This is a genomic window from Brevibacillus sp. LEMMJ03 (assembly GCF_007197875.1).
In the GTDB taxonomy this organism is placed as follows: domain Bacteria; phylum Bacillota; class Bacilli; order Brevibacillales; family Brevibacillaceae; genus Brevibacillus; species Brevibacillus thermoruber.
The window spans coordinates 71087-84572 of sequence record NZ_VKJN01000012.1; the positions used below are offsets into that span (position 1 = coordinate 71087).

11 protein-coding genes are annotated in these 13486 nt (G+C 59.7%); all 11 read left to right on the forward strand.

What is annotated here, in order from left to right; all coding sequences use genetic code 11:
• The first annotated feature begins 3 nt into the window (after positions 1-3).
• Positions 4-234 (forward strand): anti-sigma-F factor Fin, encoded by a 231-nt coding sequence (locus FOI68_RS15935; RefSeq protein ID WP_029098025.1) that lies wholly within the window; start codon positions 4-6, stop codon positions 232-234.
• Positions 235-342: 108 nt separating this feature from the next.
• On the forward strand, positions 343-3891 hold the full coding sequence (gene mfd / locus FOI68_RS15940; protein WP_143863721.1) for a transcription-repair coupling factor: 3549 nt from the start codon (positions 343-345) through the stop codon (positions 3889-3891).
• Positions 3892-3927: 36 nt separating this feature from the next.
• Entirely contained in the window at positions 3928-5004 is a 1077-nt protein-coding gene (locus FOI68_RS15945; protein ID WP_044899267.1) for a peptidylprolyl isomerase, read from the forward strand.
• Positions 5005-5287: 283 nt separating this feature from the next.
• The gene (spoVT, locus tag FOI68_RS15950; RefSeq protein ID WP_029098022.1) at positions 5288-5830 is read left to right on the forward strand and encodes a stage V sporulation protein T; all 543 of its coding nucleotides are present in this window, start codon (positions 5288-5290) and stop codon (positions 5828-5830) included.
• Positions 5831-5973: 143 nt separating this feature from the next.
• The gene (locus FOI68_RS15955; RefSeq protein WP_143863722.1) at positions 5974-7611 is read left to right on the forward strand and encodes a putative polysaccharide biosynthesis protein; all 1638 of its coding nucleotides are present in this window, start codon (positions 5974-5976) and stop codon (positions 7609-7611) included.
• A 30-nt stretch (positions 7612-7641) separates the two neighbouring features.
• Positions 7642-9117, forward strand: coding sequence for a bifunctional methyltransferase/pyrophosphohydrolase YabN (yabN, locus tag FOI68_RS15960; RefSeq protein ID WP_065067589.1), 1476 nt, complete (start codon positions 7642-7644; stop codon positions 9115-9117).
• A 21-nt stretch (positions 9118-9138) separates the two neighbouring features.
• Positions 9139-9432, forward strand: coding sequence for an RNA-binding S4 domain-containing protein (locus FOI68_RS15965; RefSeq protein ID WP_029098019.1), 294 nt, complete (start codon positions 9139-9141; stop codon positions 9430-9432).
• Between the two features lie 90 nt (positions 9433-9522).
• The gene (locus tag FOI68_RS15970) at positions 9523-10191 is read left to right on the forward strand and encodes a tetratricopeptide repeat protein (RefSeq protein WP_029098018.1); all 669 of its coding nucleotides are present in this window, start codon (positions 9523-9525) and stop codon (positions 10189-10191) included.
• 165 nt (positions 10192-10356) lie between these two features.
• Entirely contained in the window at positions 10357-12384 is a 2028-nt protein-coding gene (locus tag FOI68_RS15975; protein ID WP_255433604.1) for a copper amine oxidase N-terminal domain-containing protein, read from the forward strand.
• A gap of 235 nt (positions 12385-12619) precedes the next feature.
• Positions 12620-12904: a sporulation protein YabP gene (gene yabP / locus FOI68_RS15980; RefSeq protein WP_029098016.1), complete on the forward strand. Its 285-nt coding sequence runs from the start codon at positions 12620-12622 to the stop codon at positions 12902-12904.
• On the forward strand, positions 12901-13473 hold the full coding sequence (yabQ, locus tag FOI68_RS15985) for a spore cortex biosynthesis protein YabQ (RefSeq protein ID WP_143863723.1): 573 nt from the start codon (positions 12901-12903) through the stop codon (positions 13471-13473). The genes yabP and yabQ overlap by 4 nt, the downstream gene beginning before the upstream one ends.
• Positions 13474-13486: the final 13 nt, after the last annotated feature.

Sequence of the window (13486 nt, forward strand, 5' to 3'; positions counted from 1 at the left end):
CGAGTGAGCTTTCGCTATGTCTGCCGCTGCTGCGGCATCAGGATTGCGGAATTTGACGACACGCGCGTGACGGAAGCACAGTTGGGGTTGGATTCCTTGACCCCGGAAGAACGTGCTCTTATAATAACCAAAGAACCAGAGGGGGACACGGTTGTCAGCATCACGTGCGCCTACTGCCGTGAGGCGCTGGATCTGCACCCGGAACTTTCCCTGGTCGGCAATCCGCTCCAATAACATAGGAAACGAAAGGCTTTCGGTGGAAGGCTTGCAAGGACAAGGCCTTGGCTTCTTGAGCTAAGGCTTCTTTTCGCATGACAGAAAAACCAGAGAGGGGACTAATGGATGCAAGTCATCATTAACCCGATGAAACAGGACGCCAACATCGGGACAATTGTCGCCGGCCTGGAAAAGGGGCTGCACGAACAGCTCGTCTCCGGTTTGGCCGGTTCCGCCCGGCAGGCGCTGATGGTCGCGCTCAAACAGATGGCGGGCCGTCCGATGTGCGTCATCACTCATAACATGTTTCAAGCGCAAAAGGTGTACGAGGACCTAATCGAACTCCTCCCCGCCGACGAGGTGCTGCTCTACCCCGGAAACGAATTGATCGGCTCCGAATTGGCGATCGCCAGTCCCGAGATGCTGGCGCAGCGTATTCACGTGTTCAACCGTTTAGCCCAGGGCTTTACGGGTATTTTGGTTGCGCCATTTGCCGGCGTGCGCCGTCTGGTCGTGCCGCCTCACATCTGGCGGGACGCGCAGATCGAACTGCGGGTCGGTGAAGAACTGGACATCGACACGTTTTTGCTCCGCTGTGTGGAGCTGGGCTACGAGCGCGTCGACATGGTGGAGCGAAAAGGCGAATTCAGCGTGCGCGGCGGGATCATCGACCTCTACCCGATCGACTCGGAATGGCCGGTGCGGATCGAGCTGTTTGACGTGGAAATCGACTCGATCCGCACGTTTGACATGGGGACGCAGCGCTCGCTGGAGTCCGTCCAGTCGTTTACGATCGGGCCGGCCAAGGAGGTCATCGCCACGACCGCGCTGCTGCAGGAGGCGGCTGTCCGGCTGGAGCAGAAGCTGGGCGAAACGGTGGCCAAGCTGAAGGACGGGGCGGCCAAGGAAAAAGTGGTGCAAAAAATCGGCGCCGACGTGGAGCGAATGATGCAGGGACAGCGGTTTTCCCATCTCTACTCCTACATCTCGGTCATCTACCCGACAAACGACACGCTGCTCTCCTACATGCCGTCCGACACGGTGCTGATCGTGGACGAACCGTCCCGCGTGCTGGATACGGCGGCGCAGCTCCAAAAAGAGGAGGCGGAGTGGCTGACCGGCCGGATCACCGAAGGGGAGTACATGGCCAACCTGAGCCTGTCCCGCTCCTACGAGGAGACCGTGGGCGCGAAAAAGCGGCAGATCGTCTACCTGTCCCTGTTTTTGCGCCAGTCGCCGAAAACGCAGCCGCAAAACATCGTCAATCTCACCTGCCGGACGATGCAAAACTTCCACGGCCAGATGAACGTGCTGAAAACGGAGCTGGCCCGCTGGAAAAAATCGCAGGACCAGATCGTCTTCGTGGCCGCCGATCTGGAGCGGGCCAAGCGTCTGGAACGGGTGCTGCACGATTACGAGATGGAAGCGGACCTGTTGACGGAGCCGGTGGAATCAGTCCCGCCCGGCCGTCCGACCATCATTCTCGGCAACCTGCAAACCGGGTTTGAACTGCCGCTGAACAAGCTCGTCGTCATCACCGAGGGGGAAGTCTTTACCCCGAAACAGCGCAAGGCGCGCAAGGTCCAGCAGACGATGACCAACGCCGAGCGGATCAAAAACTACCTGGAGCTGAAGCCGGGCGACTACGTCGTGCACGTCAACCACGGGATCGGCAAATACCTGGGGATTGAAACCAAAGAAATTCTCGGAATTCATAAAGATTACTTGCATATTCAGTACGCCGGCGGAGACAGCCTGTTTGTGCCGATCGACCAGATTGACCACGTGCAGAAATACGTGGGCAGCGAAGAGGCGGAGCCGAAAATCTACAGCCTCGGCGGCAGCGAGTGGAAGCGCGTCAAGAACAAGGTGAAGTCCTCCGTCAAGGACATTGCAGAAGACCTGATCAAGCTCTACGCGGCCCGGGAAGCGGCCGTGGGACACGCGTTCTCGCCCGACACGGAGGAACAGCGGGAGTTTGAGGCGATGTTTCCCTACCAGGAGACGCCGGACCAGCTCCGGGCGATCGCCGAGGTCAAGGCGGACATGGAAAAGCGCCGGCCGATGGACCGGCTCGTCTGCGGCGACGTGGGCTACGGCAAGACGGAGGTGGCGATCCGGGCGGCGTTCAAGGCGGTCATGGACGGCAAGCAGGTGGCCGTGCTTGTGCCCACCACCATTTTGGCGCAGCAGCATTACGAGACCTTCCGCGAGCGCTTTGCCGACTACCCGATCCGCGTCGAGGTGCTCAGCCGGTTCCGCTCGCGCAAAGAGCAGAACGCCGCGCTGAAAGGGCTGAAGGAAGGCACGGTGGACGTCGTCATCGGGACGCACCGTCTGCTGTCCAAGGACGTTCAGTTTCGCGATCTCGGGCTGCTGATCGTCGATGAAGAACAGCGCTTCGGCGTCAGCCACAAGGAAAAACTGAAGCAGATGAAGACCAACGTGGACGTGCTGACCCTGACCGCGACGCCGATTCCGCGGACGCTGCACATGTCAATGATCGGCGTGCGCGACCTGTCCGTGATCGAGACGCCGCCGGAAAACCGGTTCCCGGTGCAGACGTACGTCATGGAGTACAGCCCGGCGCTGGTGCGGGAGGCGATCGAGCGGGAACTGGCCCGCGGCGGCCAGGTCTTTTTCCTCTACAACCAGGTGCAGGGGATCGAGCAGATGGCGGAGCAAATCGCCGCGCTCGTGCCGGACGCCCGCGTCGCCGTGGCGCACGGCCAGATGAACGAGAGCGAACTGGAAGGCATCATCCTGGACTTTTTGGAAGGCAATTACGACGTGCTGGTCAGCACCACGATCATTGAAACGGGCGTCGACATCCCCAACGTGAATACGCTGATCATCTACAATGCGGACAAAATGGGCCTGTCCCAACTGTACCAGCTCCGCGGACGGGTCGGCCGGTCCAACCGGATTGCCTATGCCTACTTTACCTACCAGCGGGACAAAGTGCTGACCGAAGTGGCGGAGAAGCGCCTGCAGGCGATCAAGGAGTTTACCGAGCTCGGCTCCGGCTTCAAGATCGCGATGCGCGACCTCTCCATCCGCGGCGCCGGGAACCTGCTGGGCGCCGAGCAGCACGGCTTCATCAACTCGGTCGGGTTTGACCTGTACAGCCAGATGCTGAAAGAGGCGATCGACGAGCTGAAAGGGGAAGTGAAGCAGGAGAGCGTCTCCCCGGTGGAGATCAACCTGCAGTTGGACGCCTACATCCCGTCGCTCTACATCACCGACAGCCGGCAGAAAATCGAGATGTACAAAAAATTTGTGGCCGTCTCCTCCCTGGAGGACGTGGACGACCTGGCGGAAGAGCTGCTGGACCGCTTCGGCCCCGTGCCGAAACCGGTGGAGAACCTGCTCACCATCTCCCGCCTGCGCGTCTACGCGCTGAAACACCGCATCACCGAGATCAGCCAGAAAAATCCGGACGAGATCAAACTGTATCTGCACCCCAGCCAGAACAACAACATCGACGGCGGCGCGTTGTTCGCGCTAGCCAGCAATTGGAGCAGGCGATTGGGTCTCTCGGGTGGACAACAGATCGTCATTACTGTTAAAGTAAAAGGGTTACAGGAAGATGAAGGCGTGCAGCTTGTAGAAAAGCTGCTGCGTCAATTTCACTTGGTGCGCAAGGACACCAGTACGGAAAGCACCGTCTCCTGAGGGGGAACGGGCTTTTCGGGAAGGGAGAGCCATTCCATGAAACGATCTGTAGCCATTTTGTCTTCCGCCGTCCTGGTCGTGGCGCTGTTGACCGGATGCGGAAAAGGAGACGACAACGCGGAGGCTTCCAAACCGACCAACCAGAACCAACCGGCACAAGCGGGTGATCAAGCCAATGCCAACGATCCGCTGGCGCAGTTTCCCAAGCTGAACCTGCCGTTCAGCGTCGATCCCAACGCCGCCGTCGTCGAGTACCAGGGAGGCACCCTGAGCGGGAAAGAGTTTGAGACGTTCCTGCGGGTGATCAACTTCCTCAATCCGATGCAGGGCCAAATGATTGAGGCGGCCGACCAGGAGATGCTGAAAACGTTCGCCCGCGAATTCACGGCGACGAAAATCCTGGCCGCCAAAGCCGACGCTGCCATCGAGAAAGAGTCCAGGGAGACGGCCGAGAAAAGCTTCGACAAGATCAAGGGGCAGTATCTCAGCCTCTTGGGCAAGGACGAAGCCAAGTTTGACAAGCTGATGGAGAACCAGGGCGTTTCCAAGGATGTCGTGATCGATCAGATGACGCTCATCAACAACTCGATCAACGTGCTGAAAAAGAACATTGATGACGCGGCGCTGAAAAAGATGTACGACGGGATGAACAAGGAATCGCTGACCGTCGCCTCTGTCCGCCACATCCTGATCTCCACCGAGAAACGGAAGCCGGAAGAAGCGCTCAAACTGGCCAACGATCTGGCGGCCCGCCTGAAAAAAGGGGAGGATTTCGCCAAACTGGCCAAAGAGTACAGCGACGACCCGGGCAGCAAGGACACCGGCGGTCTGTACGAAGACGCCGACGTGAGCCAATGGGTGCCGGAGTTCAAGGACGCCGCCCTGAACCTGCCGATCGGCCAAATCAGCGAACCGGTGAAAACCGATTACGGCTACCACGTGATGAAGGTGGAAAGCCGCAAGCAAAAGAGCTTCGACGAGATGAAAGAACAGCTTCGCGCGCAGGCGTTGGAGCAGGAGTACGACAAATTCGGCAAAACCGAGCTGGACAAGCTGATCACCAAGTACAACCTTCCGGAGCCGAAACCGGCTGCGGGACAAGCCAAAAAGTGACGGGGTCCTTTGACGTCCCGTCCCTTCACCGATGGGGGACTCGTTCGCCCATGTCCGTCGAACAGACAGGGAACCTGAGTTCCCTGTTTTTTCGTTTTCTCGCATATTCTTGAAGCACCGGCGAATACTATAGTCACTCGCTACCGCCCGGGGGAGAGTAACGGAAACAAGCTGGAAAATGTTGCAGTCGTCACCCGTCGTTAAAATGAGAATCTGAGGAAAAAATACAGGTAACCACCAACCCTTTCACAACCCACTTCTCACGAAAGCGAGGCAACATGACATGAAAGCAACTGGTATTGTTCGTCGCATCGACGACCTCGGCCGGGTCGTGATACCGAAGGAGATTCGTCGCACCCTGCGCATTCGCGAAGGTGATCCGCTGGAGATCTTCGTGGACCGCGACGGGGAGGTTATCCTGAAGAAGTATTCGCCCATCGGAGAACTGGGTGATTTCGCCAAGGAATATGCTGACTCGCTGTACGAAAGCCTGAACCATATCGTCCTGATTTCCGACCGCGACAGCGTCATTGCCGTGTCCGGCGCATCCAAGAAGGAGTACCTGGAGAAGGCGATCGGCAGCATCGTGGAAAAATGTCTGGAAGAGCGGAAAACGCGCGTCGAGAAGAATACGGGCACGTATGAAATCTGCCGCGACCTGAACGAAACGTACGGGTCCTTTGTAATCGCGCCGATCGTGGCCGGCGGCGACCCGATCGGCTCGGTGATTCTCCTCACGAAAAACGAGGGGACCAAGATGGGCGATCTGGAAATGAAAATGGCGGAGACAGCGGCCGGTTTCCTGGCCAAGCAGATGGAGCAGTAACGCTTCAAACAGCCTCGCGCGGCGGGGCTGTTTTTTTTACGTCCGGATGCGGGGCGCGCGCGTGAATCCCCGGCTTTTCTTCCCGTTGATCGGTTGTGATATAATGGACGCAGTTTGTGTTTGGAGAGGAGAACATCACGCGCATGGCTCAGGAAAAGGCATCCGTCCAATTTGTGAAAGGAGCGGCCATATTGGGGGCAGCCGGGCTGGTCTCCAAGCTGCTGGGGGCAGTGTACCGCATCCCGTACCAAAACATTGCCGGCGACATCGGCTTGTATGTCTACATGCAGGTGTATCCGCTGTACACCACGCTGCTGATCCTGGCGACGGCCGGGTTTCCCATCGCCATCTCCAAGATCGTCTCCGAACGCGTCGCGGTCGGGGATGTGCTCGGCGCGCGCAAGGCGTTTCGCGTCGCCAGCGTCACGCTGGTGGTGCTGGGGTTCTTTTTCTTCGCGCTGCTGTACGGCGGGGCGCCGCTGATCGCCAGGTTGATGGGGGATGAACACCTGGTCACCCCGCTCCGGGCGGTCGCCTGGTCGCTGCCCATCGTGCCGATGGCAGCCATTTTGCGAGGGTACTTTCAAGGTCATCAAAACATGATGCCGACCGGGGTATCGCAGGTGATCGAACAGCTTATCCGGGTCGTTTTCATTCTGCTGGCCGCCTACTGGGCAATGAGCGTCTACCAGGACGCCTATTTGGCCGGGACGGGCGCGGTCTTTGCCGCATTTCCCGGGGCGGTGGCCGCGGTGCTTGTCCTGTTGTGGTACTGGAAAAAGGACAAGCAGGCCGGACCGATCGGGGAGGGCGTGACGCAATCGGCCGACGTGGCGGTCTGGGGCAACCGGCAGGTGCTGAGAAGCCTGGTGTTTTACGCCCTGCCGATCTGCATGGGGGCGCTGGTGCTGCCCTTGATCCCGCTGGTGGACTCGCTGACCGTCGTCAACATGCTGCAGTGGAGCGGCATGGAGGAAGGATTGGCGAAAGTAGCAAAGGGCGCCTTTGACCGGGGGCAGCCGTTGATTCAGTTCGGCACGTTTTTCGCCACCTCCCTCTCGCTGGCGCTGGTTCCGGCGATCAGCGAGGCGGTGGCACAGCGGCAGTACCGGCTGATCGCCGGCCGTTCGGAAGTGGCGATCCGGCTCACCTTTTTGCTGGGACTGCCGGCTTCGGTCGGACTGGCGCTGCTGGCGGAACCGATCAACGTCATGCTTTACGGCGACGACAAAGGGACGGAAGCGCTGGCCATCCAGGCCTTTACCATCCTGTTTGCCACGCTGAGCATTGCCAGCGCCGGCATCCTGCAGGGATTGGGACGGGTGATGCGCCCGGCCCGCAACCTGTTGATCGGAGTGGTGGTCAAACTGGTGCTGAACCTGGTGCTGGTGCCGTTCTGGGGCATTGCCGGCGCTGCGTTTGCCACCGTGATGGCGTATCTGGTCGCCATGGGGCTCAACGTGCTGGGTGTCGTCAAGTACACCAAGGCACGAATCGGCTGGCGGCAAATCGCCGGGAAGCCGTTTTTGTCGGTGCTGATCATGTCCGTCGTCGTGCTTGTGGTGGAATGGGGATGCATGCTGCTGCTGCACGACACGATCCCGTCCAGCCGGCTGGCTTACACGCTGGTGGGCCTGGCGGCGGTCGGTTCCGGCGCGGTGGTCTATCTGCTGGCGCTGTTGAAAACGGGCGGATTGACGCGGGCCGATATCCGCTTTTTGCCGAAGGGGGCGCGCATCGCCGCGCTGCTGGAACGGTTTGGTTTGCTGCGCGAACCATGAGACGAGATGGAAAACAAGGAGGGACGGCGCATGAGTGATGCGGCGGGCACGATTACGGTCGTCGGACTCGGCGCGGGCGACCTGGAACAACTGCCGTACGGGGTCTACCGTACGCTGAAGCAGGCAAAACGGCTCTACCTCAGGACCCGGGAGCACCCGGTGGTGGCCAGTCTGGCCGCGGAGGGTGTCGCCTACGAGTCGTTCGACGAGATTTACGAACAGCACGGGACGTTTGAAGAGGTGTACGAACGGATTGTCGAGACGCTGTTGGCAAAAACGGCGGAGGAGGGCAGCATCGTCTACGCCGTGCCCGGTCATCCGCTGGTGGCGGAGCGCACCGTCCAACTGCTGCTGGAGCGGGAGGCGAAGGGAGAGATCCGCGTCGTGATCGGCGGCGGACAAAGTTTTCTCGACCCGCTGTTTGCCCGCCTGCAGATCGATCCGATCGAGGGGTTTGCCCTGCTGGACGGCACGGACATGCGGGCCGATCAGGTAAATCCGGCGCTGCACACCATTATCGCCCAGGTGTATGACACGTTTGTGGCCTCCGACGTCAAGCTGACGCTGATGGAGGTGCTGCCGGACGAGTATCCGGTCACGGTGGCGACCGCGGTCGGCGTAGCCGGACAGGAGCGGATCGAAACGGTGCCGCTGTACGAGCTGGACCGGTTGGATCACTTCGGCAACCTGACGTTGGTCTACGTGGCGCCGACGCAGGAGGAGCGGGTGCGCTACCGGCAGTTCTCCTATCTGAAGGAGATCGTCGCCATCCTGCGCAGCCCGGATGGCTGTCCGTGGGATCGGGAGCAGACGCACCAGAGCATCCGCAAGAATCTGCTCGAAGAGACGTACGAGGTGCTGGAGACCATCGACGACGACGATCCCGACGCGATGTGCGAGGAGTTGGGAGACCTCCTGATGCAGATCATGCTGCATGCCCAGATGGCGGCGGAGGACGGCTACTTTACCGTGGACGACGTCGTCGCCGGACTGAACGAAAAGCTGATTCGCCGTCACCCGCACGTGTTTGGCGACAAAAGCGCGGGCAACGCGGAGGAAGCGCTGGCCAACTGGCAGGAGATCAAGGCCCGGGAAAAGGCGGCCAAAGGCATCGAGCCGGGCTCCCGGTCGCAGTTGGACGGCATCCCGCGCGACCTGCCGGCGTTGATGTACGCCTACAAGCTGCAGAAAAAGGCGGCGGAAGTCGGGTTTGACTGGGACGACATCGCCGACGTCTGCCGGAAAGTGGAGGAAGAGTTCCGGGAGCTGCGGGAGGCCGCGCCGGAAGAGCGCGCCGGCGAACTGGGCGATCTGCTGTTTGCCGTCGTCAACCTCGCCCGCTTCCTCAAGCTGGACCCGGAGGAAGCGCTGGCGAAGACCAACCGCAAATTCAAGCGCCGCTTTGCCTACATCGAGGAGAAACTGCGCCAGGCGGGGCGTACCTTTGCCGAGACCAATCTGCAGGAGATGGACGCCTGGTGGGAGGAAGCGAAACATCACGAATAAAAGAAGGGGGGAACCGTGACCATGAGGCTGGACAAATACCTGAAAGTGTCGCGGCTGATCAAGCGCCGCACGCTGGCCAAGGAAGTGTGCGACCAGGGGCGCGTGGAGATCAACGACCGGCCCGCGAAAGCCTCCAGCACCGTCAAGATCGGCGACAAGCTGGCGATCCGCTTCGGCCAGAAGATCGTCGTGGTCAAAGTGGAGGACATCAAGGAAAACCCGCGCAAGGAGGAGGCCGCTTCGCTCTACACCGTAGTGGGCGAAGTGCCGGTGCCGCGCGACGAAAAGGAAGAGGAAGACTACCTCAGAGGGTAGTCTTTTCTTTTTCTCACAAAAATTGACAATGATCAGGGAGCCTCTTATAGTAAAAGCGAACAACATACGCGAAGAATAGAGGGAGAAACCGTGGGGAAAGTCTTCTTGTTTTCGATCTTGTGGTGGCTGACCGGCAACCCGTTTGCGGCCCTGATCATCATTTTGCTTCTTTTGTATCTGCTTGATCTTCGCTTTGTCCGGCTGCTGCCCGACATTACCAAACCGTTTCGCCAAAACCGGCGTCTGGCTGCGCTCAAGCGTCAGGTGGCGCTCAATCCGCACGACACCTCGGCAAAGCTGGAGGCCGCCCGGCTGCTCATGGAGAGGCGGCGGTACCAGGAGGCATTGGCCTACCTGGAAGAGATAGCGCCGTTGATGGGAGAATCGGCCGAGTATCTGAGCGATCGCGGCATCTGCTGCCTCAAACTGGGCCGGGTGGAGGAGGGAGAGCGGCTGCTTCAGCAAGCTCTGACGCTCAATCCGCGCGTCAAATACGGGGAACCGTACCTCCGGCTGGGCGAAGCCTATGCCGCCCACAACCAGCGCGAAAAGGCGCTGGGGTTCCTGGAAGAGCTGGCGTCCATGCACACGTCGTCGTGCGAGGTCTATTACAAGCTGGGGAAGCTGTACGCGGAGCTTACGCAGAAGGAACGGGCCAAGCAGGCGTTTCGCGAGGCGGTTGAGGTCTATCGCGGACTGCCGGCCTACAAGCGGCGCACGGAACGGCGGTGGGCGCTGCTGGCGTGGCTGAATCGATGAAGATGGACGCGTGAATGGCGGCCTCCTGGCCATCAGGGTGTAGAGAACACGGCTGCGGGAAACAAGCCGGAACAAGCGGTTCGCAAGGATTTGTTACCTGTTTGTAACGACTTCCTTCCCACTCATTTCCTATCATGGAGAGAGTTGCAGGAAAAGGAGGCGTTTATGGTGAACAAAAGCGCGAAAACAGGCTTGTCCGCGCTGTTGGCCGCCACGGTGTTGACCGGGCCGTTCGCGGCGGTTCCGCAGGCCGCCCATGCCTTGACCGTGGAGGACGTATCCGCCGACGATACGGACACGGATGAGGAGACCGAATACACGATCGAGTTTGAAATCGACAAAGAGCTGAAGGCCGGAGACGAGATCATCGTCAAGTTTCCTGCCGAGTACAAGGTTTACAAAAGTCTGAAACGGTCGGACGTCAGCCTGGAGGATGACCGGGGCGGCACGATCGACATCAAGAGCGTGTCGGTGAGCAAGACCACCGTCTACGTAACAGTGGATGAACGGGTGAAGGCGGGCACCACGCTGACCCTGACGGTCGACAAGATCACCAACCCGAAAAGCAAGGACGACTACACCATCAAAGTGGAGACCTCAAACGAGTCGTCGAAAAGCCACAAGATTTCCATCGGCAAATCCACAAGCAGCAGCAAGACTTTCGAGGTCGGCCAAAGCAGCCATGAAGCAGGAGCCGCCACCTCGCTGACGCTGGGCAAAATCAGCCTGTCCTCGTCAGACAAGTTGAAAAAGGGCAAGTACATCTACGTCGACTTCCCGGCCAAGGACATGCTGCCGAAGAGCATCGACCGAGCCGACGTCAAGGTAAACGGCTACAAGGCCCAGAACGTCTCCGTCACGGACAGCGACACCGTGCGGATCGAAGTGCCCAGCGGCGCGGACGGAGACAACTACATCAAGCTGGAGTTTGCCACATCGGCGGATATTCAGAACCCGTCCGAGGCCGGCACCGGATACGTGTACAAGGTGTCGTACAACAGCCGTACCTACCAGTCGGAGAAGGTCGAAGTCAAGGCTTCCAAACGGGCGTCCTTTGACGTTGCCCTCTCCGACAAGGCCCCGGGAGCCCGCAGCAGCTACCGGATGGACCTGGATCTGGACGCCAAGGTGAGCGCCGGCACCGATATCACGGTGGAGTTCCCCAGTGCGGACATGGTCCCGCCCTTCATCTCCGACTACGCGGTCACGGTGAACGGCGAACAGGCGTCCAACGTCGGCGTCAGCGGCGGCAAGGTCTCATTTCGCACGCCCAGCCGGTTCACCAGCAGCAGCAAGCTGAGCATCGTGTTTGGCCTGGAGGCGTTTGTGACCAACCCGAAAACAGCGGGAACGTACGAGATGGTCGTCACGGTGGACAAGAAAAAGTACTGGTCCAAACCGTTCGACATCACCGGTTCGGCAGCTCCCGCCACGCCGGTGGCGGTGGACAACAGCACGGCGACGGTGGGGCTGACCAAAACGGCGGCGCAGGCGGTCACCGGCCTGCAGGTCGGAATCAAGGCGCTGGGCGTGCCGCTGGTGCGAAACAAGGACTTTGTCGAAATCGTGCTGCCGCTCGACTTCCGCGTACCGGCGTACATCCAGCCGAACAGCGTGACGGTCAACGGGGTTGCGGCCGCGTACGTCGGCGTTCGCGGGCAGAATCTGCTCGTCTACCCCGCGCAGGACATTCCGGTCGGCGTGCCGGTTCAGGTCAACGTACTGGAGTCGGCGGGCATCGCCGCACCGGCGGCGCCGGGCACCTACAGCATCGGGGTCTATTCGTCCGAAGAGCCGGGACTGCTGTTCGCCCGCCCGGTTACCGTCGTGTCGCCAAACGGGGTCAGCTTCAAGGCGAACGTGGCGTCGTTTACCAAACAGGGCAAGACGCAAGCCCTGGCGGCTGCGCCGTTTACCGTAAACGGCCACACGCTGATGCCCGCGTCCTTCTTCCGCGACGCGCTCGGCATGTCCGTGACCTGGACCAAGACCTCCGCGCGGATCGTCAGCGGGGGCACCACCATCCAGTTCACAGTGGGATCCAAGACAGCGACGGTCAACGGCAAGGCGGTGACGCTGCCGGTCGCCGTACAGGCGCGCAACAACATGCCGGTGGTGCCGCTCCGGTTCGTCGCCGAGCGGACGCAGTACAAGATCACTTACTACAACGGCAACTACACCGTGTACAAGTAACAGCACGTCAGCACGGTCCGAGCCTGCCCCGTTTCCGTGGAAACGGGGCTTTGTTTTGTGCATGCCTGCGTCAACGTCCGCTTTCGCCTGCTCCCGTTTCCGTCCAAACCCCGCAGCCATGCAGGACGTGCCGACCGGCAGCCTCACCGTCATTGCGGTGGGGCTGTTTTTTGGTCTAAAAGGACATCCCCCTCCATACGATGGTACAAGAAGCGGTACGTTAGGAGGGAGCACGATGAACGACCAGATGAAGCGGCCTCGCCACGAAGTCGTGATGATTAACCGCCGCAGCCTGGCGATTTCCGGAGTGAAAAACGTCGAAAGCTTTGACAGCGAGGAGTTTTTGCTGGAAACGGAAGGCGGCTTTTTAACCATACGCGGCCAGAACCTGCATATGAAAAACCTTAGTCTGGAGACCGGAGAAGTGGCGATTGAAGGCCTGGTTCACGAGATGGCCTATCTGGAACAGGGGCAGGCCGGCGATCGGTCCAGAGGATTCTTCGGGAAGTTGTTCAAGTGAGCATTGCCGTTCAGTTTCAAACGGTTCTGGTCATGTCGGCGTGCGGGGCGTTGATGGGGATGGGGTACGACACCTACCACGTCTTTACGGGAAGAAGCAGGCTCCCGGCGTGGCTGTTGTTTGTTTTTGACGTGTTGTTCTGGCTGGGCAGCATGGGGCTCGTCTTTTTCATCCTGGTCAAGGTGAACGACGGCATTGTGCGGTTTCCCATCTTTATCGGCATGCTGTTCGGGGCCTGGGTGTATTTTGTCATAGGAAGTAAGAAGTATATCCAATTCCTGAGGGCCGTGATAAAATTTTGTAAGTGGTTATATCGAACCATATTGCGGGTGATCGACCTTCTCGTCATCCGGCCCATCCTGTTTGTCTACCGCCTGGTCTTCATGCTGCTCGCGTTTCTGTATGCGGCCGTGATGACCGTGTTCGGGTTTGGGTGGAAGCTGGCGCGCTTTGCCGCGTCTCCTTTTGCCAGATGGGGTCGGCATTTGGTGAAAAAAATGTACCGGAAATCAACAGGATTTTGGACCAATTGGAAGAATTGGTTTCACTCTAAGAAGAAGCAGGAGTAACGACATCCGAGGT

Bases quoted from the DNA above. Each gene is read 5' to 3' on its own strand.
- yabN (WP_065067589.1), top strand. From the start codon at position 7,642: ATGAGTGATGCGGCGGGCACGATTACGGTCGTCGGACTCGGCGCGGGC.
- yabP (WP_029098016.1), top strand. From the start codon at position 12,620: ATGAACGACCAGATGAAGCGGCCTCGCCACGAAGTCGTGATGATTAAC.
- FOI68_RS15945 (WP_044899267.1), top strand. From the start codon at position 3,928: ATGAAACGATCTGTAGCCATTTTGTCTTCCGCCGTCCTGGTCGTGGCG.
- FOI68_RS15975 (WP_255433604.1), top strand. From the start codon at position 10,357: ATGGTGAACAAAAGCGCGAAAACAGGCTTGTCCGCGCTGTTGGCCGCC.
- FOI68_RS15965 (WP_029098019.1), top strand. From the start codon at position 9,139: ATGAGGCTGGACAAATACCTGAAAGTGTCGCGGCTGATCAAGCGCCGC.
- mfd (WP_143863721.1), top strand. From the start codon at position 343: ATGCAAGTCATCATTAACCCGATGAAACAGGACGCCAACATCGGGACA.
- FOI68_RS15955 (WP_143863722.1), top strand. From the start codon at position 5,974: ATGGCTCAGGAAAAGGCATCCGTCCAATTTGTGAAAGGAGCGGCCATA.
- spoVT (WP_029098022.1), top strand. From the start codon at position 5,288: ATGAAAGCAACTGGTATTGTTCGTCGCATCGACGACCTCGGCCGGGTC.